Consider the following 25,197-nt stretch of genomic DNA (forward strand, 5'->3'; position numbering starts at 1 on the left):
ACCAGGGCTATCCACAATCAATTGTTCACTGCATCGCAGTGGAAGTGGCTTCCCTGGTTACGTTGAGTGGGTAATTATATAAGAAGCTGCCTAATGAGGATGCTTAGAATCATTTCTATAGTTCGGGAGCGCTTCAGATTACACATTGTGTCGATGGGGTAGGTGATTATCAATTTTCAAAAAAAGCTTGCAATGTAAAACTGTACATGATATATTCTAATTCCGGCCAAGAAAACACGAGATACACGGTGCGGCAAACGAATGAATGAGCTTCGAAAGAAACTTAAAAAAAAGAGCTTGCAAAGTTGGTTCGGACATGATATTATATAAGAGTTGCTGAAGAGAACGACATTTGGTAACAAAACAAGTTTGATCTTTGAAAACTGAACAACGAGTGAGTAAACATTCTGCTTGCAGAATGAACGCGAAAGTTGAAACAAGCCTTGGCTTGGATCGACTGGAGCACAATTGAGATTTTTAATCTCGTCAGATTCAAAATGAGCTTATCGCTCTTTTCAATACTTTATTGGAGAGTTTGATCCTGGCTCAGGACGAACGCTGGCGGCATGCCTAATACATGCAAGTCGAGCGGAGTTGATAAGAAGCTTGCTTCTTTGAGACTTAGCGGCGGACGGGTGAGTAACACGTAGGCAACCTGCCCTCAAGTTTGGGACAACTACCGGAAACGGTAGCTAATACCGAATAGTTGTTTTCTTCGCCTGAAGGAAACTGGAAAGACGGAGCAATCTGTCACTTGGGGATGGGCCTGCGGCGCATTAGCTAGTTGGTGGGGTAACGGCTCACCAAGGCGACGATGCGTAGCCGACCTGAGAGGGTGATCGGCCACACTGGGACTGAGACACGGCCCAGACTCCTACGGGAGGCAGCAGTAGGGAATCTTCCGCAATGGGCGAAAGCCTGACGGAGCAATGCCGCGTGAGTGATGAAGGTTTTCGGATCGTAAAGCTCTGTTGCCAGGGAAGAACGCTTGGGAGAGTAACTGCTCTCAAGGTGACGGTACCTGAGAAGAAAGCCCCGGCTAACTACGTGCCAGCAGCCGCGGTAATACGTAGGGGGCAAGCGTTGTCCGGAATTATTGGGCGTAAAGCGCGCGCAGGCGGTCATTTAAGTCTGGTGTTTAATCCCGGGGCTCAACCCCGGATCGCACTGGAAACTGGGTGACTTGAGTGCAGAAGAGGAGAGTGGAATTCCACGTGTAGCGGTGAAATGCGTAGATATGTGGAGGAACACCAGTGGCGAAGGCGACTCTCTGGGCTGTAACTGACGCTGAGGCGCGAAAGCGTGGGGAGCAAACAGGATTAGATACCCTGGTAGTCCACGCCGTAAACGATGAGTGCTAGGTGTTAGGGGTTTCGATACCCTTGGTGCCGAAGTTAACACATTAAGCACTCCGCCTGGGGAGTACGGTCGCAAGACTGAAACTCAAAGGAATTGACGGGGACCCGCACAAGCAGTGGAGTATGTGGTTTAATTCGAAGCAACGCGAAGAACCTTACCAGGTCTTGACATCCCTCTGATCGATGCAGAGATGTATCTTTCCTTCGGGACAGAGGAGACAGGTGGTGCATGGTTGTCGTCAGCTCGTGTCGTGAGATGTTGGGTTAAGTCCCGCAACGAGCGCAACCCTTGATCTTAGTTGCCAGCATTTCGGGTGGGCACTCTAAGGTGACTGCCGGTGACAAACCGGAGGAAGGTGGGGATGACGTCAAATCATCATGCCCCTTATGACCTGGGCTACACACGTACTACAATGGCCGGTACAACGGGCTGTGAAGCCGCGAGGTGGAACGAATCCTAAAAAGCCGGTCTCAGTTCGGATTGCAGGCTGCAACTCGCCTGCATGAAGTCGGAATTGCTAGTAATCGCGGATCAGCATGCCGCGGTGAATACGTTCCCGGGTCTTGTACACACCGCCCGTCACACCACGAGAGTTTATAACACCCGAAGTCGGTGGGGTAACCGCAAGGAGCCAGCCGCCGAAGGTGGGATAGATGATTGGGGTGAAGTCGTAACAAGGTAGCCGTATCGGAAGGTGCGGCTGGATCACCTCCTTTCTATGGAGAATCGTTTCCTGTAACGGAAACATTCAAATAAAAGTCTTCAGGAAGCATGCTTCCGAAGCGAGCTTTACTTCGTAAAGCGTTTAACTCACTCGTTGCTCAGTTTTGAGAGCTCAAACTCTCAAACAGCTTGCTTTTGCATGGAGCTTGTTCTTTGAAAACTAGATATCGAAACGAAAGTAAATGCGAATTAGAACATTCCTTTTTAGCTGAACTTGTGTAAACAAGTTTCAATAAAAACGGTAGATTGCTGGAGCGAGTGATCGAAATGGAGCGACTTTTGGATTTGCGCAAGCAAACCAAGCGGAGCGACAGCTCGAACACGAGCGCAATGGTTAAGCTACTAAGAGCACACGGAGGATGCCTAGGCGCTAGGAGCCGATGAAGGACGTGGCGAACAACGAAACTGCCTCGGGGAGCTGTAAGCAAGCTTTGATCCGGGGGTGTCCGAATGGGGAAACCCAGCTGGGGTAATTTCCAGTTACTCATAACTGAATACATAGGTTATGTAGAGGCATACCAGGGGAACTGAAACATCTAAGTACCCTGAGGAAGAGAAAACAATAGTGATTCCGTCAGTAGCGGCGAGCGAACGCGGAGAAGCCCAAACCAGAGAGCTTGCTCTTTGGGGTTGTGGGACGTCTCACATGGAGTTACAAAGGAACCGGTTAAGCGAAGAGGTCTGGAAAGGCCCGCCAAAGAAGGTAAAAGCCCTGTAATTGAAAGTCTGTTCCCTCCGAGACGGATCCCGAGTAGTGCGGGGCACGTGAAACCCCGTATGAATCCGGCAGGACCATCTGCCAAGGCTAAATACTTCCTAGCGACCGATAGTGAAGCAGTACCGTGAGGGAAAGGTGAAAAGCACCCCGGAAGGGGAGTGAAATAGAACCTGAAACCGTGTGCTTACAAAAAGTCAGAGCCCGTTTTAGGGGTGATGGCGTGCCTTTTGTAGAATGAACCGGCGAGTTACGTTCCCGTGCAAGGTTAAGGTGAAGAGCCGGAGCCGCAGCGAAAGCGAGTCTGAATAGGGCGATGTAGTACGTGGACGTAGACCCGAAACCGGGTGATCTACCCCTGTCCAGGGTGAAGGTGCGGTAACACGCACTGGAGGCCCGAACCCACGCACGTTGAAAAGTGCGGGGATGAGGTGGGGGTAGCGGAGAAATTCCAATCGAACTCGGAGATAGCTGGTTCTCCCCGAAATAGCTTTAGGGCTAGCCTCGGAAAACAGAGTCGTGGAGGTAGAGCACTGATTGGGTGCGGGGCCCGCAAGGGTTACCAAGCTCAGTCAAACTCCGAATGCCATAGACTTACTTCCGGGAGTCAGACAGTGAGTGCTAAGATCCATTGTCAAAAGGGAAACAGCCCAGACCATCAGCTAAGGTCCCCAAGTGTGTGTTAAGTGGGAAAGGATGTGGAGTTGCACAGACAACCAGGATGTTGGCTTAGAAGCAGCCACCATTGAAAGAGTGCGTAATAGCTCACTGGTCGAGTGACTCTGCGCCGAAAATGTAACGGGGCTAAACACACCACCGAAGCTATGGCTTGATGCTTTGCATCAGGGGTAGGGGAGCGTTGTATAAGGGTTGAAGGTGTACCGTAAGGAGCGCTGGACATTATACAAGTGAGAATGCCGGTATGAGTAACGAAAAGATCAGTGAGAATCTGATCCGCCGAAAGCCTAAGGGTTCCTGAGGAAGGCTCGTCCGCTCAGGGTAAGTCGGGACCTAAGGCGAGGCCGAAAGGCGTAGTCGAAGGACAACAGGTCGAAATTCCTGTACCACCGTAAGCCGTTATGAGCAATGGGGGGACGCAGTAGGGTAGTGACGCGGACTGATGGATGTCCGTCTAAGCAGTGAGGCTGATGTGTAGGCAAATCCGCACATCGTAAGGCTGAGCTGTGATGGGGAGCGAAAATTGTAGTAGCGAAGGTCATGATCTCACACTGCCAAGAAAAGCCTCTAGCCAGGTGAAGGTGCCCGTACCGCAAACCGACACAGGTAGGCGAGAAGAGTATTCTAAGGCGCGCGGAAGAACTCTCGTTAAGGAACTCGGCAAAATGACCCCGTAACTTCGGGAGAAGGGGTGCCCCGGTAGTGTGAATAGCACGAGGGGGCCGCAGTGAAAAGGCCCAAGCGACTGTTTAGCAAAAACACAGGTCTGTGCGAAGCCGTAAGGCGAAGTATACGGGCTGACGCCTGCCCGGTGCTGGAAGGTTAAGGGGAGTGGTTAGGAGCAATCCGAAGCTGTGAACCGAAGCCCCAGTAAACGGCGGCCGTAACTATAACGGTCCTAAGGTAGCGAAATTCCTTGTCAGGTAAATTCTGACCCGCACGAATGGCGTAACGACTTGGGCGCTGTCTCAACGAGAGATCCGGTGAAATTTTAATACCTGTGAAGATGCAGGTTACCCGCGACAAGACGGAAAGACCCCATGGAGCTTTACTGCAGCTTGATATTGAATTTGGGTACGATCTGTACAGGATAGGTGGGAGCCTTTGAAGCGTGAGCGCCAGCTTGCGTGGAGGCAACGTTGGGATACCACCCTGATCGTATCTAGGTTCTAACCTGGTACCGTAATCCGGTGCGGGGACAGTGTCAGGTGGGCAGTTTGACTGGGGCGGTCGCCTCCTAAAGAGTAACGGAGGCGCCCAAAGGTTCCCTCAGAATGGTTGGAAATCATTCGAAGAGTGCAAAGGCATAAGGGAGCTTGACTGCGAGACCTACAAGTCGAGCAGGGACGAAAGTCGGGCTTAGTGATCCGGTGGTACCGCATGGAAGGGCCATCGCTCAACGGATAAAAGCTACCCTGGGGATAACAGGCTTATCTCCCCCAAGAGTCCACATCGACGGGGAGGTTTGGCACCTCGATGTCGGCTCATCGCATCCTGGGGCTGAAGTAGGTCCCAAGGGTTGGGCTGTTCGCCCATTAAAGCGGTACGCGAGCTGGGTTCAGAACGTCGTGAGACAGTTCGGTCCCTATCTGTCGTGGGCGTAGGAAATTTGAGAGGAGCTGTCCTTAGTACGAGAGGACCGGGATGGACGTACCGCTGGTGTACCAGTTGTTCCGCCAGGAGCACCGCTGGGTAGCTATGTACGGACGGGATAAACGCTGAAAGCATCTAAGCGTGAAGCCCCCCTCAAGATGAGATTTCCCAGTATGTAAGACCCCTTGAAGACGACGAGGTAGATAGGCTGGGGGTGGAAGTGCAGCAATGCATGGAGCTGACCAGTACTAATCGGTCGAGGGCTTATCCAAATATGCAAGTGATAGTTCGCATGTTTCGTTTCGAATCTAGTTTTCAGAGAACGAACTCTGAAATGTAAGCACCGCGTTTGGTGGCGATGGCGGAGGGGTTCCACACGTACCCATCCCGAACACGACCGTTAAGCCCTCTAGCGCCGATGGTACTTGGACCGCAGGGTCCTGGGAGAGTAGGACGCCGCCAAGCGATTTCCCTTTGGGGTATTTTTTTTGCCCCCCTTGTCAAGGAATAAGGGATATATATTAGGGCCCTTAGCTCAGTTGGTTAGAGCGCACCTCTGATAAGGGTGAGGCCGGTGGTTCGAGTCCACCAGGGCCCATAGCAAGACCACAACAAAAAAAACCAGAGTATGGGGCCATAGCTCAGCTGGGAGAGCGCCTGCCTTGCAAGCAGGAGGTCAGCGGTTCGATCCCGCTTGGCTCCACCATTCCCTGATAGCTCAGTTGGTAGAGCACTCGACTGTTAATCGAGTTGTCACAGGTTCGAGCCCTGTTCGGGGAGCCATATGGAGAGGTGTCCGAGCTGGCCGAAGGAGCACGATTGGAAATCGTGTAGGCGTCACAAGCGTCTCGAGGGTTCGAATCCCTCTCTCTCCGCCAGATAATTTTTTTAGCAAGGCCCGTTGGTCAAGGGGTTAAGACACCTCCCTTTCACGGAGGTAACAGGGGTTCGAATCCCCTACGGGTCATAGCAATACCTATTGCTTTAAAAAGGGATGAGAATCCCAAAGGTTCGTCGGAGGATATACCTCGTGAGCAGCTGCTTCGCAGTCTCGAACGAAGTGAGAGTATCCCCTACGGGTCATATTATGGAGGCTTAGCTCAGCTGGGAGAGCATCTGCCTTACAAGCAGAGGGTCGGGGGTTCGATCCCCTCAGCCTCCACCATATTATCTTTTTAACGACGCGGGGTGGAGCAGCCCGGTAGCTCGTCGGGCTCATAACCCGAAGGCCGCAGGTTCAAATCCTGCCCCCGCAATTCACTTTCCTCGAGAAAGTATTATGGAACCGTGGTGTAGTTGGCCTAACATGCCTGCCTGTCACGCAGGAGATCGCGGGTTCGAATCCCGTCGGTTCCGCCATTTTTAATTAAATATACACCATGCCGGTGTAGCTCAACTGGTAGAGCAACTGACTTGTAATCAGTAGGTTGGGGGTTCAAGTCCTCTCGCCGGCACCATTTTTAGTATTTACATCTGAATTTGTAATTGAATGTATATTATAGATGCAGTTGTTAATACTAAGATACTCTTAGTGGATGAATGGCTTACTCTATGGCGATCGTGGCGAAGTGGTTAACGCACCGGTTTGTGGATCCGGCATTCGGGGGTTCAATTCCCCTCGATCGCCCCATGATTTTTTTAATGGGGATTAGCCAAGCGGTAAGGCAACGGACTTTGACTCCGTCATGCATAGGTTCAAATCCTATATCCCCAGCCATTTCATTATTTTGAGTCATTAGCTCAGTTGGTAGAGCACCTGACTTTTAATCAGGGTGTCGAAGGTTCGAGCCCTTCATGACTCACCATTATATTTTGCGGTCGTGGCGGAATTGGCAGACGCGCACGGTTCAGGTCCGTGTGGGCTAACCCCCCGTGGAGGTTCGAGTCCTCTCGACCGCACCATATGTTTTGCGGAAGTGGCTCAGCGGTAGAGCATCGCCTTGCCAAGGCGAGGGTCGCGGGTTCGATTCCCGTCTTCCGCTCCATATTTGCGCCCTTAGCTCAGCTGGATAGAGCGTTTGACTACGAATCAAAAGGCCGGGAGTTCGAATCTCTCAGGGCGCGCCATTATTTTCATAAGTATCGGGATGTAGCTCAGCTTGGTAGAGCACCTGGTTTGGGACCAGGGGGTCGCATGTTCAAATCGTGTCATCCCGATTTTTTTTATTATGCGGGTGTAGTTCAATGGTAGAACTTTAGCCTTCCAAGCTAATAGCGTGGGTTCGATTCCCATCACCCGCTTCCTAGATATATTGAAAGAGCTCTTGCTTATTGCAGGGGCTCTTTTTGTATTAGTCATTTAAACTCTTAATTAGTGAACTCTAAATTAGCTTACTGTATAAGTATCTTAATTCACTTAATTCAAGGAACGACAAAAGCTCCGCTTTCTACGATGCACGCAGGAAGAGGAGCTTGCGATGTTTCATTAGTACGATGAGGAATAATTAGTATCTTTCAAGAATCGTCTGTGTCTTCAAGCCATCGGCCGGAATTAGCCAGTTGTTGTTCTCCAGCAATTGCAGCAGTTGGGTACGCAGGCCCGATACGGCTACAGCATCATCTGTTTTGAAAGAGACCTCTACGATATTTTCAGTACCTGTACCTGCTGCATTACGGATCGGCCATACTTCGAGTGTAAGTTCTTGACCATTCCATGTACCTTCATAACGTTGGAATGTGATCGGGCCATATGCACGGGATTGCGTCAGCTGTTGCTTGCCCCAGTTGGAGGCAGACCAGTTTTTCAATTTGCCAGGGAGCTTGTCCAGTAACATGTTCAAGGCTTCTTGCTCTGTAGGAAGATGAACACCTGTTGCATTGGTATCGACCTTTTTCGTGTTGGAGAAGCTTAGTGTTTGTTTGCCATATCCCCAATCGATCTCAGCCTCGTAATTATCATCCGATTTATCGAATCCTTCTTGGTTAGCCAATGTCAGCGCTGCGTTGATATCACCATTGATGACAGGGTATCGTTTTTTGTAGGTCAGTTCGTAGTTGTTTTTATCATCCTTCTTGCGAAAACGAACATTCCATCCTTGCTCATCCAGTCCGAGCGCATTGGTGTCAAAGTACTCTACGTTAATGTTTCTTGGCGTGGAACTCAGGCCGAGGGTCTGAATGACTTCACTGCGTGGTGTCCCATCTGTATTCAATACGAGTTCCGGCTTGGCTAGAAACTTTACTTCATAAGCAGGAACAGCATTGGCAGCAGCTGAAGCCTGGGGTGCTCCCAGAAACGTCAATCCACTTCCCAATGTTACGATGCTCAGCATGAATGAGGCAGTTACCTTTTTCCACTTTTTCAAAACCAATCACTCTCCTAATCTGGATTAACGTACAGCTCCCACTTTATCGTCCGAGTATCTGAACGCGATTAACGGGGAACGCACATTGCGTTAACCCTGCATAGATTTGATGAATGGCAAACGATAGTTTATAGAGGATCAGGGGAATTCGCTATGGAAACAGGGAAGCCGTAGCTCACCTCTCGCAGCACTTCTTTGAAGCGATTTACTTGAACTGAAGGATGGCGGTCCTTGTTATGTACGGTATATATATGGCGCGGTGCCTGCTCTCCCGGAATGGGAAGAACCTGAATGAGCCCGTGCTGCTCCTCCCACTGTACTGCCATTCGTGACATGAACGAGACAGGCCCCCCAATTAACACAAGCTGTTTGATGGCTTCCAGGGAATCCATCTCCACCGTACTCCTCAAACGAATGTCATGTTGCGCGAGCCATTGGTTGGTTAGTCGCCGAGTACTGGATTCGTTGCCATGTAGGGCAAATGGGATCTGAGCAATATGCTCAGGCGTCAATGGTTCCTTCTGGGCCAACCCATGCTGTGGAGAGCAGATTAATACCAAGTCATCCTCACATAACGTCTCAGCTTGCAGCGCGGGTCCGACAAACGGCTCAGAAGAGATCACCCCCAGATCAATCTGATGCCGAATTAACATCTCGCGAATAACGGGTGATGGTTTGACGGATAAGACGATACGAATGCCCGGAAATTCCTGAGAAAAGGTGTTAAGTATGCTGGGCAACAGATATGTAGCAGGTACATAGCTTGCCCCAATGTGCAGAGTGCCCCGATATAGACTGTCATATTCTTTTACTATCCGCCTTGCCTCTTGGGTCAGGGCATTGATTTTGACGGAATAGTGGAGCAGGGCTTGTCCGGCCTCCGTTAGAAAGGTCTTCCCACTGCGCGATTCGAATAATCGCACGCCCATCTCTTCCTCCAATGACTTCATATGAAATGTAACGGTTGGTTGTTTGATCCCCAGTAATTCTGCCACGCTTGTCATGTGATGATGCTTATCGATTAGTTCAACAATTTGCAGTTTGATCAGATTCAATGTCCCAACACTCCTCTCACTTCTACTAACCCCAATATATAAGATGATCTAATGTTTTTCATAAAGACGGAGAGTACAGAACCAATCTGAAGAAGCGAAGCCAAAAGCTTTCTGGAAGAAAGCTACTTCGGAAGCATATGCTTCGCCTTTATCCCCGGATTTCTCCCTTTAAAAAGGGAGTATAAGAAATCTGGGGATAACAGCGATCGGAAGATGGTGCTGTTATCGAAGCGAAAACATGAAAATTAATTTAGTTCACCTACTATAGATTTAATCTATGAACATCAACAGAATTCATCTAAAAAGTTAATTCCAATTTTACATACAAGACATACAACTCGCGAAAGCGGACGTTAGACTGAGAACAGTGCAAGAGAGGAATTAACAAAAGAGATCAAGTAACAGAAGACAGGCAGGGATGCTTATGAAATTAGAGATAACGGGAATTCAGAAATCATTTAATCAAACACCCGCACTGCTGCCGACAGATCTAACGCTTGAACATGGCAAGTTCACGACACTGCTTGGCCCATCAGGCTGTGGCAAAACAACACTACTCCGCATGTTGGCCGGGCTGGAACAGCCGGATGCGGGGGAGATACGTGCAGATGGTGAGTATATCTACTCTGCGGCGAAGCGGATTGATATACCAACACACAAGCGTAATCTGGGCATGGTGTTTCAGGATTTTGCATTATGGCCGCATATGACCGTATATGAAAATGTAGCGTTTGGCCTGAAGGCCGGAAAACAGAAATTCGATCTGCGGCAAAAGGTGAACGAAGCCCTTGGCATGGTTCGCCTGCAAGGTATGGAAGATCGTTATCCGCATCAGCTGTCTGGTGGACAGCAGCAACGGGTTGCTTTTGCCAGAGCCGTAGCCGTCAGACCTGGTGTGATCCTGTTCGATGAGCCACTAAGTGCACTGGATGCTGTACTTCGGGAAGAGATGCGGATTGAGATGATGTCCTTAGTACGGGATATGGGACTGACTGCGCTGTACGTCACGCATGATCAGATTGAAGCGATGTCGATGTCGGATGAGATTGTGGTGATGCAGAAGGGGCGGATATTGCAAAAAGGAAGCCCGGAAACGATCTACTCAGCGCCAAGTGATCCGTATGTCGCTTCGTTTATCGGAAAGTCCAACTGGCTCACGCCTAATCAATCGATGGTGCGTCCAGAGCATGTCACCTGGAACAAAACAGGTCATGACGATCTGTGTTATCCGGGAACTGTACTCAGCGTCAGCTATGTAGGTGAACGCTATGAAGTGCGGGTGCAGATGGAAGGGCTCGGCGTATGGACAGCCTATATGAACCAGAGAGTACGCGTAGGGGAGAAGGTTCAGCTCAATGTTGCTCCCGAGCGGATATGCCGCATGGATGGACAGGATGGCGAAACTGTGAATCACCGAGAAGTGATCGCAGCAGCTAATTAGGGATGAATATGTGTGAATGCAATCAAAAGCACTACAGGTTGAACAACTTAATCAGGAAACCAGGGGAGATGGATGAATATGTTGGGGATGAAAACACGGAAAAAGAGTGCAATGCTGTTATTAACTGCGGTAATGAGTATCAGTTTGTTCGGATGTAGTACGGGGAACACAACCACAGGCAATGCGGCACAACCCGCGGGTGAAGGAAACACAGCAGCGGCGGCGGAAACAACGAAACCGGCTGGCGGCAAGTTGGTATTGTACAGTGCTGGCCCACAGAAACTGGCCGATAACATCGTGAGTGGATTTACAGACAAAACAGGGATCGAAGTTGAAATGTTCCAGGGAACAACAGGCAAAATCCTGGCTCGTATGGAAGCTGAGAAATCCAATCCGGTAGCAGACGTTGTAATCCTGGCCTCCTTGCCTTCAGCACAGGCTTTGAAAGCCGATGGTTTGACGATGCCTTACCCCGAAGCAGCCAATGCGGACAAGCTGAACAAGGACTGGTCGGATGCAGAAGGCAACTATTTTAGCAGCAGTGCTTCCGCACTGGGTATTGTGTATAACACCAAACTGGTATCTACCCCGCCAACAAGTTGGGCAGATCTTGCTACGCCTGCGTGGAAAGATGCCGTGAACATTCCCGACCCTACATTATCAGGATCAGCACTCGACTTCATCACAGGATACCTGAGTGCGAATGGTGAAAAGGGATGGGATCTGCTGAGTGCTTACAAAGCCAATGGAGTAGCGATGGCGGGAGCCAATCAGGAGGCACTTGATCCCGTTATTACAGGTGCCAAAAGCATCGTAGCCGCAGGTGTGGACTACATGGCGTATTCCTCCAAGGCAAAAGGTGAACCACTGGATATCGTATATCCGGAAGAAGGCACGGTAATCAGCCCAAGACCGGCAGCAATTCTAAAATCCAGTCCGAATGTAGAGAATGCCAAAGCGTTCATCGACTACTTGTTGTCTGACGAAGCACAGAAGCTTGTTACAGATGCTTATCTAATCCCGGGCCGCGAAGATATTGAAGCGACTAACCGTGCCAATGTGAAGGATATCCCACAACTTAAAGTGGATTGGAACTGGATGAGCGAACATGGCGAAGAGACAGCAGCGCGTTTTTCCGAGACGTTTAAATAAGAGTACTTTTGCATAAATCCAAAGAACGTCTTTCAATAAGCAAGGTATAGATCGAAATACTTCATTCTATTCGTCTAAATCATACCTGCTGTCTGTGGAAAGTCATGTGAGGTGAACGTAGTGAAACCTGTTGTTATGGACAACAACCGTATTTTTCGGAGAGTGGGCGTGATTCTGGCCCTCTTTCTGCTGACCATAAGTATTGGCGTGCCGCTCTTGCTGATTTTCTGGCAAAGTGTCTATGTGGACGGACAATGGGACTGGATGGCACCGATTCGCACAATTACGGGACATCATCTGTCGGGTGTACTGCTGAATTCCGTCTGGCTTAGCATCTGCGTGGTGGCGGTAACTACATTGTTGGCACTGCCGCTCGCCTGGATGATGGCAAAGACCCGGATGGGAGAACATCGCTGGGTCGATGTAATCCTGATGATTCCATTCATGACTCCGCCGTATATCGGCTCCATGGGATGGATTCTGTTTATGCAAAAAGGGGGATACCTCCAGCAGTGGATACCCTCTTCTGCAAATTGGAGTGAAATGTTCTTCAGCTTCTGGGGTATGGTGCTCATCATGAGCTTGCACCTGTTCCCCTTCCTGTACTTGCTGCTTCGGGATGCATTGATTCGCATCGGCGGCAATCTGGAAGAAGCGGGGGCTGTGCACGGTGCACGTGCAGCGTACCGTTTCAGACGCATTATTTTACCCTTATTGTTGTCGTCCTACGGCATGGGGATCATGCTGGTCTTTGTCAAAACGATTGCGGAATTCGGTACACCGGCAACCTTCGGGCGCAAGATTGGCTATTATGTCATGACCTCTGAAATTCATAAGTACATCTCCAGTTGGCCGATTGATTTCGGCAAGGCGACTTCGCTGGCATCTGTGCTGCTGTCCGTCTGTCTGGTGATGTGGTATATGCAGTCTGCCATGAGCCGGAAGTTCACGTATCGTCTGGTGGGTGGCAAAGGGCAACGTTCGAAGCGATATTCTCTACGCGGCGGAGCAGGATGGTTGTGCGGGGTGTATCTTGCGATCCTGTTGATCCTGTCGGTAGGTATTCCGTATTTCTCCATCATTGCCGCTTCGACCATGAAGCTGCGGGGATCGGGAATTGCTTTTGATAATCTCACCTTGGATCATTACAAAGAGCTCTTATCTTGGGGATCAGTGAGTATGAAGGCCATCGGGAACAGTCTCGGTCTATCCCTCGCGGCTTCAACCGTTGCTGTTGTTATTGGTACGGGTTTTGCGCTCGCGATCGGCAGATCATCTTCATTCATGCAGCGTGTGATTGACTTGTTCAGTCTGTTGCCTAATACGGTGCCGGGTATCGTGATGGTAGTGGGTCTGATTCTCTTCTGGAACTCACCCTGGATGCCTGTCACGTTGTATAACACCTATGGCATGGTTGTTCTCACGTACGTTGTTCTCTTCTTGCCTTACACCGTGCAGTATGTAAAATCGAGCTTTACCCAGATTGACGGAACATTGTTCCAGGCTGGGCAAGTGTTTGGCGGGAAGCCGCTGTATATTCTGCGGCGAATCCTGATCCCATTGATTCTGCCCGGCATGCTGGCGGGCTGGATGATGACCTTTACGATTGCTACCCGAGAGCTGGTAGGTTCGTTGTTGATTCTCCCGCCGTCCATGCAGACGTCGGCGACGTATATTTTTGCCCAGTTTGAACAAGGTCAGGTATCACTCGGAATGGCGATGGCCGTTGTGACTGTAGGCATGACGGTGCTGATGCTGCTTGGAATCGAAATGCTGAATTCAAAGAGAAAGTGGAATGCATCATGATCAAACTGAACGTATGGGGCGGTGCAGGCGAACATGGACGTTCCGCCTATCTCCTGAGCGGGAGCCGGTTCCACCTTTTGCTGGATTGTGGTGTCAAAAAAGAAGGCACGGGCCAGTATCCGCTGATTGATCCGGAGATTGTACCACAACTGGACGCGGTCCTCTTGTCTCACGCCCATGAAGATCATTCCGTCGCCATCCCACTGCTGTATAAGATGGGCTACCAGGGTGAAGTGTGGACGACAAGGGAGACGAAGGAGCAGTTGGGTACGTATTTTCGGGCATGGCGCAGCAGCATGGAACGTGCAGGACATGTAATACCATATGATAAAGCTGATGAGCAGCGTATTCGATACAGGTTTCTGGAAAACGAAGCAGACCGGGGCCATTGGTTTGAAATCATACCTGGGGTGGCGGCAGTCTGGGGGCGTAGCGGGCATCTGGCGGGTTCGGTCTGGTTCGGTCTGGAGATGGAGGGCAAGCGGATTCTGTACTCCGGTGATTATACGTCCGAGTCCATGCTTCTACAGGATGACGATGTGGCTGACGGATTCCGGTGGGCAGACCTGAATCGCGATAGCTGTGTATGGGTTGTTCCTGCTCCGGTTCAAAGCCTTCAGGATATGTCCAACTCCAACGCGCCCAATGTAAAAACGGATGCGAACAGCGAACAGGTCAGCGAAATGGTACTTGGTCAAGCTATGGGACAGATACTGGTTGATCAATCAGCATATGCTCAGACCCTTGCTGATACAGGATCTACCGGATCAGAGACAGCACTAGGCTCATCTGCATTGTTACACAGCCACAACCTTACCGAACAAATGCACATGAGAGAGCGTATGGATGCCATAGCATCCATGTCTGACTCATCCCAGGTTAAGCTTGATCTGGCGATCGTAGATGCTGCCTATGGTACGGACCAGGATACGCAGGCCGATAAACTGCAGCAACTGGAGAGCGCGATCAGCAGTACGCTTGCTCGGGGTGGCAAGGTTTTATTGCCTATGCCTGCGGTGGGCCGCGGCCAGGAGATTATTCTGTGGGCGCAGCAATGTTTTCAGGACATCCCCATGATTGTGGAACAGAAACTGGTGCATGGGATGACACAGTTACATCGTGTTCCCTATTGGCTCAGGACGGAAGAGCGGATTGGGGAAGTTTCGCCTGCGGACAGCATCGATCATTTTCTGAGCGGAGAAGGTTGGGCAAAGACATCTACCGAAGAAGAGCGTCTGCAGTTGCTGGAACAACATCATGTTTCCCTATGGTTTGTGCCGGACGGCATGATGCAGTCCTCGCTTGCACGTTGGTACTATGAGAAATGGGCATCGGATGAGAAAAATCTGATTCTGCTCACCGGGCATGTTGCCGCCGGAACATTTGCCGATGAGTTATTGAAAAATCCAGAGGCACATGGCGAATGTGAAGTTAGGAAATTGCGTTACAAAGTTCATCAGGGTTGGAGGGATGTGGAGCAGATGTTGGGCCGGATATCGGCACGGCATACCGTGCTTGTGCATACTGACCTTGCGGAGACGGAACGGTTGAGACAAGGTTTGCTTGATGAATATTCATCTGCGCAAGCTGATATCCAGGCGTTGTCTCCAGGAGATGAGTTATCCTTTTAATAGTTGCACATCTGATTTTAGTACATCCGAGGCGCCTTTGTGCGCCTCTTTTTGTCTTTTCAATTGAAATGTATTGCAAGATAGACATGTCTTATTGAATCGATATATTACCTGATTTGGTGAGGATATGGACTTGATATTTTCCTTGCCCTGTAGTGCCTTTGGAGGTGTGTTTGTTATCACTAATCTGCTGCAAGTCGAGGGAGTGAGAACGTCTTCCACTTCGAGATTCCATGGTCCAGTTCACATTCGGATTTTCTTCCATTACGTTCAGTGTTATATTACCGCTCGTTGAAACAAGGTGAATGTTGGAGAGAATACGGTCCGCATTTATGTCAATCGAGCCACTAGTCCCGTCAACCCATATGTTGGATTGGATATGGTTGATCTGGACTTTTCCGGATGAACTGTTAATACGCAGATCACCTTCATAATGAAGTGGGACTCTAACCGTGATTACAGGTGTGTTCGCCAGATTAAAGATCCGAACCATATGTTTACTTGCAGAGATCCTTACGTCTCTGTGTCCGCGGACCATATTAAAAACGGGTTTATGATCATATGCGTTACTTGATACTTCCAGAGAGGTAATATCGGGTACAGTCTCCACGGTTATTGGAGTACTCCCATTATCTATTGAGATGAGGTCAATGGAATTCAGGGATGCCTTTTGTGTGTCGGTAATGGCGCTACTGGATAAGCTACAGGATGTTAAAACAAAGAGCAGACAGAAGCATAAGGAAATAACTTTTGTCATCAGATCACCTCCGGTATGAATTTGAATTTTGTATGACTTCATGTTATATGATGACGTAACGTCAGGATCAAGGTGTTTTCCGAAAAAATAGGGGTTGAAGTTGACGTAACGTCATTATGTATAATGGTCACGAATTCAGTTATATAGGGCAAAGGAGGGGAATAATCATGAAAACGGAAGATATTCTCATATATAGTTGTGTTATTATCGGTGCAGGTATAGGACTAATCATGAATCATGTATTTCCAGGTGTGTTAATTGGGCTGGGGGTAGGCTATCTGTTGAAATATACGATGATAGACGGGAAAAAGAAAAATGATATATGAGCTGTAGGAGGTGTATAACGCATTGTATATTCATATTCATGAACTCGCGCACAGAACGGGAATGACAGTGAGAACATTACGATATTACGACTCGATCGACCTCTTAAGTCCTTCCTCCAAAACGGAAGGGGGGCACAGATTATATGTGGAAGACGATTTAAAGAAGCTACAGCAGATTCAATTTTTCAAAAATATGGGCTATTCGCTAAAAGAAATTCGGGAGATGCTCACCGATGAGTCATGGAATTGGGAACAGTCTCTAAGGAATCAACTTTCCTATATTATAGAAGAACAACAGCGGTTGAATTCTATGGCCTCATCTCTGAGAGAAATGTTAAACAGCCTTATAATGGAGCAAGGTAATAAGCAAGATACGCTTGAGAAGCTGATTCAGCTCTCCAAGCCAAATATGGACAGGCTACGATCATATAAAGAAAACAGCTTTAGCCATGATGAGCTGGAATTATGGGAGAAACTGCCCCGCATGCAAGGTAATGATCCCGATTCTCTGGAATGGATTGCACTGATTGGCCAGTTGAAAAGTCAGATGAATAATGCCCCTAATGACGATAAAGTCCAGAATGTAATTCGTCGTATGCTGGAGAAGCAGCAGGAACAATTTGGGGGAGAAGACGCTTTTTTGGATAAACTGTGGGATGCCAGAAAATCTACTCAAGCATCCAATGAGCTTGGATTTTATCCGTTGGAGCCAGAACTGCTCAATTATATGGAAGCGGCTTATGATATTTTTATGGACAAGAGTGGACCTACTCATGAAGGCTGAATTACTGTTTTATATTGGGGGACTTGCACTACTGGATACATTAAGTCCTGCGCTGATCGGTGTAACGTTATATTTAATGATTCAAGAGAACCGGCGTTTTGGCTCACGGCTCATGATCTACGTAGTGACCGTCATGTTTTTATACTTGGTTCTGGGCGGTTTACTGATGGTAGGATTGGAGCTGTTACAAGCAATCTTCACGTCATTTTTTCAACATAAAGTTGTGAGCTGGGCCCTTTTGATCGTAGGAGGAATACTCTTTACAGGGAGTTTCTGGGTCAAACCGAAGGCAGGTGGAAGAAAGAAATATCAAGTTCCCCGTTCCACGGGGTTCAAGGGATTACTTGTCATGGGCATCTCTACATTTTTGTTGGAAGCAGGAACCGCTCTTCCCTATTATACTGCGGTAAGTCTGATGATCACGGAGGGACTTCCAATAACGGGATGGATACTCATTCTTATTGGATATAATCTAATCATGATCACGCCACCCCTTGTGATCTATGTGTTGCATACATGGCTGGGTTCCAGGATACAGGGGATCGTGGAAAAGCTGCAAAGAAAACTGGAGGAACAGTCCGGGTCAGTTCTCTCCTGGATGATGTGCATTGCAGGGCTGGTTCTGATCTTTAGTGTGCTCGATTATATATAGTGTCTACTGACGAATGAACAGGTTTTCGCTGAGGGCGAGAGCCTGTTTTGGCGTGCCGATCTGTCTACAAATCGGAAAACGTAGGAAAAGATACATAGAGAGTGGTTAACCTTTATCGTATGTAATTTAATTTCACATATAGTTTGACTTGTGAAATTTTATATCATATACTGGGTAAAATGTTGGCAGATGACGTGATCATCGGGTCTTGCAGGAGGTTGGAAATGGATGGATACAGGCAGCTATCCGATGTGGGAGAAGTATCGTTTGAAGCAGGAGCATCTGGTCATCGGACTAATGTCAGGGACATCTCTGGACGGAACGGATGCAGCGCTGGTGCGTATTCAAACCGATATGAGCGGTGCATTACAGGAGATCGAGCTGGTTGATTTCGTCTGTGTGCCGTATTCGAATGAATTAAGAGACGTACTGATCCGGTTATGTTCACCGGGGACTGCTCGTGTCGACGAGCTGACAGCCGCGCATTTTGGTGTATCGGAGTGGTATGCGCATAGTGTTACGGAATTGATGCAGTCTGCCGGTATCTCAACGCAGCAGGTGGATGTGATTAGCATGCATGGACAGACGGTATGGCATGCTCCTGTAGCATCTGCGTTTCCAGGTCCATCGGGAGCAAGTATTGAAGTGGTATCGACATTGCAGATCGGTGAATGTGCTGTCGTTCGAGAACGGACAGGACTGCCAGTGATTGGCAACCTGCGAGCAAGGGATATGGCGGCTGGTGGGGAGGGTGCTCCGCTTACGCCTTATGCGGATGCTCTGATGTTCCGCAGTCCGACGGAAGGGCGGCTAGTGCAGAATATCGGCGGTATTGGAAATGTAACGGTGCTTCCATGCGAGCCATCTACCGAAGGTATTTCGGCTTTTGATACGGGACCGGGCAATATGGTGATGGATGCCATTGTGCGGCAAGCAACGGACGGGCGGCAGCATTATGATCCGAGTGGAAGCATTGCCGCACAGGGGAAGGTCGATCAGGGTCTGGTAGACCTGTGTTTGGAGGATGAGTATTTCAAACGACTCCCGCCGAAAAGTACCGGGCGGGAAGTATATGGCGCCGCGTATGCAGTGAGACTGATGGAGATGGCCGCAGCACGTTCCTTAACGCTGGAAGATACGCTGGCTACTGCCACCTGTCTGACCGCGGAGACCATCGTACGTGCAGTGAAGGATTTTATCCTGCCCAAAGTGCACATATCGGCCATGCTCGCCTGCGGTGGTGGCACTTCAAATGCCACCTTAATGGAGATGATCCGTCATAGACTTCCAAAGGAGATCCGTTTGGAACGAACAGCAGATTACGGCATACCGGATGATGCTCGGGAAGCCATTGGATTTGCTTTACTTGGCCATGAGGCACTTATGGGCAGAACCAATACACTCCCGGCAGTAACCGGCGCGAGACATGCCGTAATCTCAGGCAACCTGACACTTTAGTAAGACCTGACCTTCGAATGGAGTTCAGTTATGGAAGGACAAGGAATTCAATTAGACGCGAGTGAAATTATAAGATAAAATGCTTGTACATGAATGCAGTATGGAAAGGAGGAGCGAATGGAGAGCATGAAAGGTGGACTTGTACGTTTACGCGCATTAATGGATGACCTGACCCCATCGGAGCGGAAGATCGGAGCTTATATTCTCGATCACCCACAAGAAACCGTCCAGTCCTCGGTGGCACAGTTATCCGAACGTAGCGGGGGCAGCCCGGCAGCTATTATTCGTCTCTGCAAATCGCTCGGGGTAGCAGGTTTCCAGGAACTGAAGCTTAAGATTGCTGGAGATTTACAGACGGATGAGCAATATAATTATACGGAGATTCGTCCCCAGGACTCCATGGAGAGCATTATTCAGCATGTGTCCGCAAATAATATTCAGTCAGTGAAGGATACGGTTCATATTCTGGACCCACGTCTGGTGGAAAAGGCTGTGGACGTGCTTCATCGGGCAAACCGGATTTTTTTCTATGGGGTAGGGGCCTCGAACCTGATTGCGCTGGATGCACATTACAAGTTCATGCGAATCAATCGCACAAGCTTTTCGTTTGCCGATCCACATATGCAGATTTCGTCTGCAACGACGCTCCGCGAAGATGACGCGGTGGTATGTATCTCGTATTCAGGAGAGACATCGAATGTAATCTCCTGTCTGAAGCATGCTCACGAAGGCGGTGCAGCGACAATCAGCATTACCAAGTGGGGCAGCAATACACTCAGCAGTATGGCGGATGTGCCTCTGATGATTACGTCCACCGAAAGTGATATTCGGAGTGGAGCAACATCGTCACGGATTGCCCAGTTGAACGTGATCGACATTTTGTATCTGGCGATTGCCAGTCGCGACTATAACCAGTCGGTGGAATATTTGGAGAAGAGCCGGCAGGCTATTCTGGAGCATAAATGAAGTAGAATCATATGAATCCCCTTTCTGTTTATCATACAGGAGGGGATTTTTTGATGCCAATAATATCTGCTTTTCGTATAAAAAAAAGCCCAAAAAGAGCCCAGACTGATGTCAGGCTCTTTCAACTTCAAGGACTATGAGCCCTGCTTGGTTCAGGAAGGACCGGCAATGGCGCTGCGGACAAATCCGTCAGCCAGATCCAGTCTTCGCTGTGCTTCCACCGCATCCACACCAGCCATCAGCATGACGATTGCCGTTTTTACATGACCGTCTGCACCGGCAAAGGCCTGTTCAATATCTGCCTCATTCGCTCCGGTTGCCAGATGGATCATGCGTTTGGCCCGATGGACAAGCTTTTCGTTCGAAGGATTCAGATCGACCATGAAATTACGGTAAACCTTGCCCAGACGAATCATGGCAGTAGTGGTGAGCATGTTCAGTATCATTTTCTGGGCGCTGCCTGCCTTCATACGTGTTGATCCCATGACAACCTCCGGGCCGACAACGGCCTCGATGCTCACATCTGCCAAAAGGGTCATCGGCGTACCTGCGTTGTTACTCAGGCTGATCACCGTAGCTCCAATCTCCCTGGCGTGTCTCATCGCACCCAGCACATACGGCGTTCGCCCACTGGCTGCAATGCCAACCACGACATCGTTTTTGTCTAATCCATGTTCATCAAGGTCCGCCGCTCCCAACTCCTCACTGTCTTCAGCACCTTCAACGGGGTCCTTCACTGCCCGGAATCCTCCTGCAATAATACCCTGCACCATGGAGGGAGGGGTTCCGTAGGTAGGCGGACATTCCGAAGCATCAAGTATCCCCAATCGTCCACTGGTGCCTGCACCTACATAGAATAGCCTGCCGCCAGACTGAAAGGCCTCCAAGATCCGATCCGCCGCTTGGGCAATGACCGGAATCAGGGGCTGAATAAGCTCTGCAATCCGTTGATCTTCCTTATTGATCAGTTCCATAATTTCTGCCGATGGCAATTCATCTATATGATCCGTTAGTGGATTGGGTTGTTCCGTTACTAATGAGTTCAGCATGTGATTCATCTGTACGGCCTCCTTCTCTCTTTTAGAATGATACATTCAGGGAACGGCATCTTCTTGCCAATAGTGCTGCACCTACCGATGGAGTAGGGGCATCTTCACGATATACAAATTCCAACTCTCCATAATATCCCGATAACTTCTGGATAAATGTATTCCGGAAAAGTGCTGCATATCGAAACAGCGACCCGGACAGGACAACCTGAGTCGATGCAAATTCGGGATGACGGGCAATCAGCGCTTTGGCGGTATCCGCCAATTGTGCGGCCTCATCGATGATCAGTGCCCGGGCAGCCTCGTCCCCGGATTCAGCTGCCTCTATAGCAAGGCGGGCGATGGATGCTGTCTCGCTTTTGCCCCAATTCGTCTGATAGACCAGCGACTTTAGCTCCGATATATCCGGAAGGTTCAGTTTCTTTAGAAGAAGCGGGGTTAAACGGGTTGGAGGAAGAACACCATCATAGCTCTGCATGACCACTTGGAGTGCACGTTGTCCAATACGATAGCCGCTCCCTTCATCTCCTAGCAGATGACCCCAGCCTCCTGCACGGTATCGTTCTCCTTCTAGCGTGAATCCGTACACGATGGACCCTGTTCCAGAGATGCACAATACACCGTGAGTATGTCCGAGAGAGGCCATCAGGGCAATCTCTCCTTCGGATACAACCCAGACAGGGCAGCTTTCTGATCCCTGTCGATTACGACTCTTCATATAGTTATTTACTGCGTCGGCTATAAGTTGCCGTTCTTGCACGGTATCTACACCTGACATACCGAGGCATATACCTTCACAATTTGTCGATAGATCACTTTTTAGATTGAATAGCTGTTCCAGCACTCGTTGCAGTTCGGAAAGGGCCTGTTCCAGGGGTACGCTGTGAGGGTTCGTGGGACCTCCGCTGAGCCGGGCGAGAATCTCGCCAGATTCAGAAATGATTGCTGCATCAGTATTGGTACCGCCTCCATCTACGCCAACATATACTCGCAAAGTGGCTCACCTCGATTGCTTGAGTTTTCTTTTTACATAGTATAGAGGCATAAAATGAAAAAGTAAAATTAAATTTTATATTAAAAAATAATGTTGAATTTTTATTTCAGAGCTCATATAATGAACTCAATCTACAATTTTGGAAGGAATTAATACTGTTAATGTCAACTAAGTTGACGTTATATTGCATTTAAGAGATTAATCCTGCGTACGTTCAGGTCTAATCCATAAGGGAGGTGCATTTTCCTTACTGCCACGCTCAGTAGTCTGTTAAGCCGTTTAAGGATGGATGATTTCAAAAGGGGTAGCATGGTTAGGCAATGCAATTATCGGGAGACGACACGCGAAGGAGATGAAGGGATGAAAAAGAAGGGTCTAGTGTGGGCAATGTTGTTGATGATGGTCATGGTTACTGCCTGCGGGAATAGCGGGGGCGCTGCTTCAGATGATCCCAATGCAGAAGATACGGTGACCGTATGGACGTATCCAGTACATGGAACATATGAAGATGAACTGAAGGATCTAATCGTTGATTTCAATAAGGAACACCCGAACATTACCGTGAAGACGGAAATGCTCTCCTGGGCGGAAGGGCCCAAAAAATTCGATGTCGCTCTGAATGCCGGGAACCCGCCGGATCTTTACTTTCATAGTGTAGACGGCACGTATGTGAATACAGGATTGGCACTTGAGCTGGACAGCTACCTGACACCTGAGATCAAGGACGATTATCTGCCAGGAACGCTTGAGTTAGGCCAGATTCAGGGGAAACAATATGGAATGCCTTTATATCAATTCCAATGGGCTTGGGGTGGTAACAAACGGATCCTGGAGGAAGCGGGCATTGACTGGAAATCGATTCAGCAAAATGGCTGGACCTGGTCCGAATTCAACGATGCCGCAGCCAAATTGACCAAAACGCTCGATGGCGGGGCTAAGCAGTATGCGTTGGTTACGGATGGTACTTCGCTCGATTTCATTGAATTGTTATCCAGGAACAACGGCATGATCGATGTTCTTGATAAAGACGGCACGTTCCAATGGAATGATGGTCGCATTCTGGATACTCTCTCTTTTATCAAAAACCTGATGGATCAAGGGTATATGCCGAAGGAAACGGCAGCTCTCGCTCCAGCGAAACGGACGGATATGTTCTACGCAGGGGAAACGGCGATCATCTCCAAAGCGATTCCTTATTATGATGTGATGATTCAGAACCGCAACAAGGATATCGATGATGGCAAGGTACAGGGGGAAAAGATTGATTTTGTCCTGTTGCCTGTACCGCATAACGATGATCAACCTGCGGCAACAACGATGGGCGGCGAAGGGTATGTAGCCTTCAAACAGAAGAAGGACAAAGGCGAGCAACATGCCAAAAATACGTTCCTGGTGATGGAAGCGCTCAGTGGTGCCAAAGCAGGGAACTCCGCCAATGAATTGGCTCTCCCATTCGTAAGACAGTCCCAGGTGGATCTGTTTAAAGGAAAAGAACTTGGTCAAGCCGATAATCTGGCTGCTGCGAAAGTCATGGCAGAGGATATTGCGATGCCGGTTGTACTGGAACTGGATATCGACAAAGCATCACAGCAAAAACAATTCAAGGAACAGGTAGTGAAGCCTAACATTCAGGCGCTGTTCTCGGGTGAGAAAACACCTGAGCAGATCGCAGAAGACTTCAAGAACAAAGGCCAGCAGATGTTCGGACAATAACGTGGACAATCAAGCATAATGTATAACCACACTGATTAGGAGAGGAGGATTCGCCATGCAGACCGCCCTTGCGCCAAAACCGTCTGCGCCCCGGACTTCCCGGGCTGCCCGGTTTTGGCGAGATTACGGGTGGGCGTATTTGTTCATTTTGGCGCCTGTCCTGCTGTTTCTCATTTTCACACTGTATCCCGTACTAACAGCTCTCGTGATGAGCTTCCAGAAATACAACATTATGAATTCGACGTGGGTTGGATTGGATAACTACGAGCGACTGGTGAAGGATGAGACGTTCTGGAAGTCGATTAAAAATACGGTGATCTTCACTGTAGGTACAGTCCCAGTCAATATTCTCATTACATTTGTACTGTCCTATTTCATCTATCAGATGAAAAGTAAATGGCAGACTTTTTTCAAAGCTACGATGTATCTGCCTGCGGTAGCCTCCGGGGTAACGATCTCCATTGTATGGCTGGCGATCTTTGATCCAACCGATTCGGGACTGCTGAACCGCTTCCTCAGCCTGTTCGGCCTTGACCCGGTGATCTGGCTGGGCCAGTCGGGAACGGCACTCTTTTCCCTCATTCTCATGAACTGGCTCGGATCGCACGGGGCGGGCATTATTCTGTATCTGGCAGCCATGGGCGGTATTCCGAAATCGCTGTACGAAGCGGCGGATATTGATCATGCCAGCGGCTGGACCCAGTTCAGCAAGATTACATGGCCGCTACTCAAACCAACAACGCTGTATCTGCTCGTTACAGGTGTGATCACGTCTTTCCAGGTGTTTATCTCGGTATATCTGATGACACAGGGTGGACCAAACTTTGCGACAACAACGATCGCTTATCTGATCTACGAGACGGCATTCAAATTCTATGAATTTGGATTGGCTTCGGCACAGTCGTTCGTATTGGCGATTATCATCATTGTCATTTCCGTCATACAGTTCAAATATTTCTCCAGCGATATTGAGTATTAGAGGTAGTTCAACTGAAAACCGACCTTTTTGAACACGTACGATTAGAGCACGTTGCATTAAG

The 25,197-nt window shown here is 49.1% G+C and carries 16 protein-coding genes, 17 tRNA genes and 3 rRNA genes; 31 read left to right on the plus strand and 5 right to left on the minus strand.

The genetic code is table 11. The features are described from left to right. Positions 1-523: 523 nt before the first annotated feature. The 20 genes from MKX40_RS01670 (at position 524) to MKX40_RS01765 (ending at position 7,309) form a co-directional block, all read left to right on the plus strand. A 16S ribosomal RNA gene (locus tag MKX40_RS01670) occupies positions 524-2,075 on the plus strand. 339 nt (positions 2,076-2,414) lie between these two features. Next, positions 2,415-5,340 (plus strand): 23S ribosomal RNA (locus tag MKX40_RS01675). A gap of 76 nt (positions 5,341-5,416) precedes the next feature. Beyond that, positions 5,417-5,533: ribosomal RNA gene (rrf, locus tag MKX40_RS01680) — 5S ribosomal RNA — on the plus strand. The 16S, 23S and 5S rRNA genes sit together here with 17 tRNA genes alongside, the layout of an rRNA operon. Positions 5,534-5,592: 59 nt before the next feature. Then, positions 5,593-5,666 (plus strand) — tRNA-Ile (locus tag MKX40_RS01685). Positions 5,667-5,698: 32 nt separating this feature from the next. Then, positions 5,699-5,774, plus strand: a tRNA-Ala gene (locus tag MKX40_RS01690). Position 5,775: 1 nt separating this feature from the next. Continuing rightward, positions 5,776-5,851: transfer RNA gene (locus MKX40_RS01695), tRNA-Asn, on the plus strand. Positions 5,852-5,854: 3 nt separating this feature from the next. Continuing rightward, a tRNA-Ser gene (locus tag MKX40_RS01700) sits at positions 5,855-5,946 on the plus strand. A 17-nt stretch (positions 5,947-5,963) separates the two neighbouring features. Further along, a tRNA-Glu gene (locus tag MKX40_RS01705) sits at positions 5,964-6,035 on the plus strand. A gap of 122 nt (positions 6,036-6,157) precedes the next feature. Next, a tRNA-Val gene (locus MKX40_RS01710) sits at positions 6,158-6,233 on the plus strand. 17 nt (positions 6,234-6,250) lie between these two features. Further along, positions 6,251-6,324: transfer RNA gene (locus MKX40_RS01715), tRNA-Met, on the plus strand. 25 nt (positions 6,325-6,349) lie between these two features. After that, positions 6,350-6,427 (plus strand) — tRNA-Asp (locus MKX40_RS01720). 22 nt (positions 6,428-6,449) lie between these two features. Beyond that, a tRNA-Thr gene (locus tag MKX40_RS01725) sits at positions 6,450-6,525 on the plus strand. Positions 6,526-6,622: 97 nt separating this feature from the next. After that, positions 6,623-6,698: transfer RNA gene (locus MKX40_RS01730), tRNA-His, on the plus strand. 12 nt (positions 6,699-6,710) lie between these two features. Then, positions 6,711-6,785 (plus strand) — tRNA-Gln (locus MKX40_RS01735). 12 nt (positions 6,786-6,797) lie between these two features. Then, a tRNA-Lys gene (locus MKX40_RS01740) sits at positions 6,798-6,873 on the plus strand. 9 nt (positions 6,874-6,882) lie between these two features. Continuing rightward, positions 6,883-6,970 (plus strand) — tRNA-Leu (locus MKX40_RS01745). Positions 6,971-6,978: 8 nt separating this feature from the next. Then, positions 6,979-7,053 (plus strand) — tRNA-Gly (locus MKX40_RS01750). 5 nt (positions 7,054-7,058) lie between these two features. Then, positions 7,059-7,135 (plus strand) — tRNA-Arg (locus MKX40_RS01755). Positions 7,136-7,151: 16 nt separating this feature from the next. Continuing rightward, positions 7,152-7,225: transfer RNA gene (locus MKX40_RS01760), tRNA-Pro, on the plus strand. Between the two features lie 13 nt (positions 7,226-7,238). Continuing rightward, positions 7,239-7,309 (plus strand) — tRNA-Gly (locus MKX40_RS01765). Between the two features lie 203 nt (positions 7,310-7,512). On the opposite strand, the gene MKX40_RS01770 is transcribed toward MKX40_RS01765, so the two are convergent. After that, the gene (locus MKX40_RS01770; RefSeq protein ID WP_339239153.1) at positions 7,513-8,373 is read right to left on the minus strand and encodes a hypothetical protein; all 861 of its coding nucleotides are present in this window, start codon (positions 8,371-8,373) and stop codon (positions 7,513-7,515) included. 128 nt (positions 8,374-8,501) lie between these two features. Next, entirely contained in the window at positions 8,502-9,428 is a 927-nt protein-coding gene (locus tag MKX40_RS01775; protein WP_339239154.1) for a LysR family transcriptional regulator, read from the minus strand. Positions 9,429-9,852: 424 nt separating this feature from the next. On the opposite strand from MKX40_RS01775, the gene MKX40_RS01780 reads away from it, so the two are divergent. From MKX40_RS01780 to MKX40_RS01795, 4 genes are all read left to right on the plus strand, one after another. Then, positions 9,853-10,869 carry an ABC transporter ATP-binding protein gene (locus MKX40_RS01780; RefSeq protein WP_339239155.1) on the plus strand — a complete coding sequence of 339 codons (1,017 nt, stop codon included), beginning with the start codon at positions 9,853-9,855 and terminating at the stop codon, positions 10,867-10,869. A gap of 78 nt (positions 10,870-10,947) precedes the next feature. Continuing rightward, a complete protein-coding gene (locus MKX40_RS01785; RefSeq protein ID WP_339239156.1) occupies positions 10,948-12,021 on the plus strand; it encodes an ABC transporter substrate-binding protein in 1,074 nt (357 codons plus the stop codon). 135 nt (positions 12,022-12,156) lie between these two features. Continuing rightward, complete coding sequence (locus MKX40_RS01790) at positions 12,157-13,827, plus strand: iron ABC transporter permease (protein WP_339242870.1); 1,671 nt, start codon at positions 12,157-12,159, stop codon at positions 13,825-13,827. Next, positions 13,824-15,458, plus strand: coding sequence for an MBL fold metallo-hydrolase (locus MKX40_RS01795; protein ID WP_339239158.1), 1,635 nt, complete (start codon positions 13,824-13,826; stop codon positions 15,456-15,458). Before MKX40_RS01790 ends, MKX40_RS01795 begins: the two co-directional genes overlap by 4 nt. Positions 15,459-15,549: 91 nt before the next feature. Here MKX40_RS01795 and MKX40_RS01800 read toward each other — a convergent pair whose 3' ends face one another. Beyond that, positions 15,550-16,215: a DUF4097 family beta strand repeat-containing protein gene (locus MKX40_RS01800; RefSeq protein ID WP_339239159.1), complete on the minus strand. Its 666-nt coding sequence runs from the start codon at positions 16,213-16,215 to the stop codon at positions 15,550-15,552. A 167-nt stretch (positions 16,216-16,382) separates the two neighbouring features. Here MKX40_RS01800 and MKX40_RS01805 point away from each other — a divergent pair, with 167 nt between their 5' ends. The 5 genes from MKX40_RS01805 (at position 16,383) to MKX40_RS01825 (ending at position 20,401) form a co-directional block, all read left to right on the plus strand. Next, the gene (locus tag MKX40_RS01805) at positions 16,383-16,541 is read left to right on the plus strand and encodes a hypothetical protein (protein WP_339239160.1); all 159 of its coding nucleotides are present in this window, start codon (positions 16,383-16,385) and stop codon (positions 16,539-16,541) included. A 22-nt stretch (positions 16,542-16,563) separates the two neighbouring features. Beyond that, entirely contained in the window at positions 16,564-17,325 is a 762-nt protein-coding gene (locus tag MKX40_RS01810) for a MerR family transcriptional regulator (RefSeq protein ID WP_339239161.1), read from the plus strand. Then, a complete protein-coding gene (locus MKX40_RS01815) occupies positions 17,315-17,977 on the plus strand; it encodes a GAP family protein (RefSeq protein WP_339239162.1) in 663 nt (220 codons plus the stop codon). The genes MKX40_RS01810 and MKX40_RS01815 overlap by 11 nt, the downstream gene beginning before the upstream one ends. Before the next feature lie 228 nt (positions 17,978-18,205). Continuing rightward, positions 18,206-19,435 carry an anhydro-N-acetylmuramic acid kinase gene (locus MKX40_RS01820; RefSeq protein ID WP_339239163.1) on the plus strand — a complete coding sequence of 410 codons (1,230 nt, stop codon included), beginning with the start codon at positions 18,206-18,208 and terminating at the stop codon, positions 19,433-19,435. Positions 19,436-19,561: 126 nt separating this feature from the next. Continuing rightward, complete coding sequence (locus MKX40_RS01825; RefSeq protein ID WP_339242872.1) at positions 19,562-20,401, plus strand: MurR/RpiR family transcriptional regulator; 840 nt, start codon at positions 19,562-19,564, stop codon at positions 20,399-20,401. A gap of 152 nt (positions 20,402-20,553) precedes the next feature. On the opposite strand, the gene murQ is transcribed toward MKX40_RS01825, so the two are convergent. Next, on the minus strand, positions 20,554-21,459 hold the full coding sequence (gene murQ, locus MKX40_RS01830; RefSeq protein WP_339239164.1) for an N-acetylmuramic acid 6-phosphate etherase: 906 nt from the start codon (positions 21,457-21,459) through the stop codon (positions 20,554-20,556). Between the two features lie 22 nt (positions 21,460-21,481). Further along, complete coding sequence (locus MKX40_RS01835; protein WP_339239165.1) at positions 21,482-22,444, minus strand: BadF/BadG/BcrA/BcrD ATPase family protein; 963 nt, start codon at positions 22,442-22,444, stop codon at positions 21,482-21,484. Between the two features lie 360 nt (positions 22,445-22,804). On the opposite strand from MKX40_RS01835, the gene MKX40_RS01840 reads away from it, so the two are divergent. Beyond that, complete coding sequence (locus MKX40_RS01840) at positions 22,805-24,157, plus strand: extracellular solute-binding protein (RefSeq protein WP_339239166.1); 1,353 nt, start codon at positions 22,805-22,807, stop codon at positions 24,155-24,157. 55 nt (positions 24,158-24,212) lie between these two features. Then, a complete protein-coding gene (locus MKX40_RS01845) occupies positions 24,213-25,136 on the plus strand; it encodes a sugar ABC transporter permease (protein ID WP_339239167.1) in 924 nt (307 codons plus the stop codon). Positions 25,137-25,197: the final 61 nt, after the last annotated feature.

The organism is Paenibacillus sp. FSL R5-0517, from assembly GCF_037974355.1.
Classification (GTDB): domain Bacteria; phylum Bacillota; class Bacilli; order Paenibacillales; family Paenibacillaceae; genus Paenibacillus.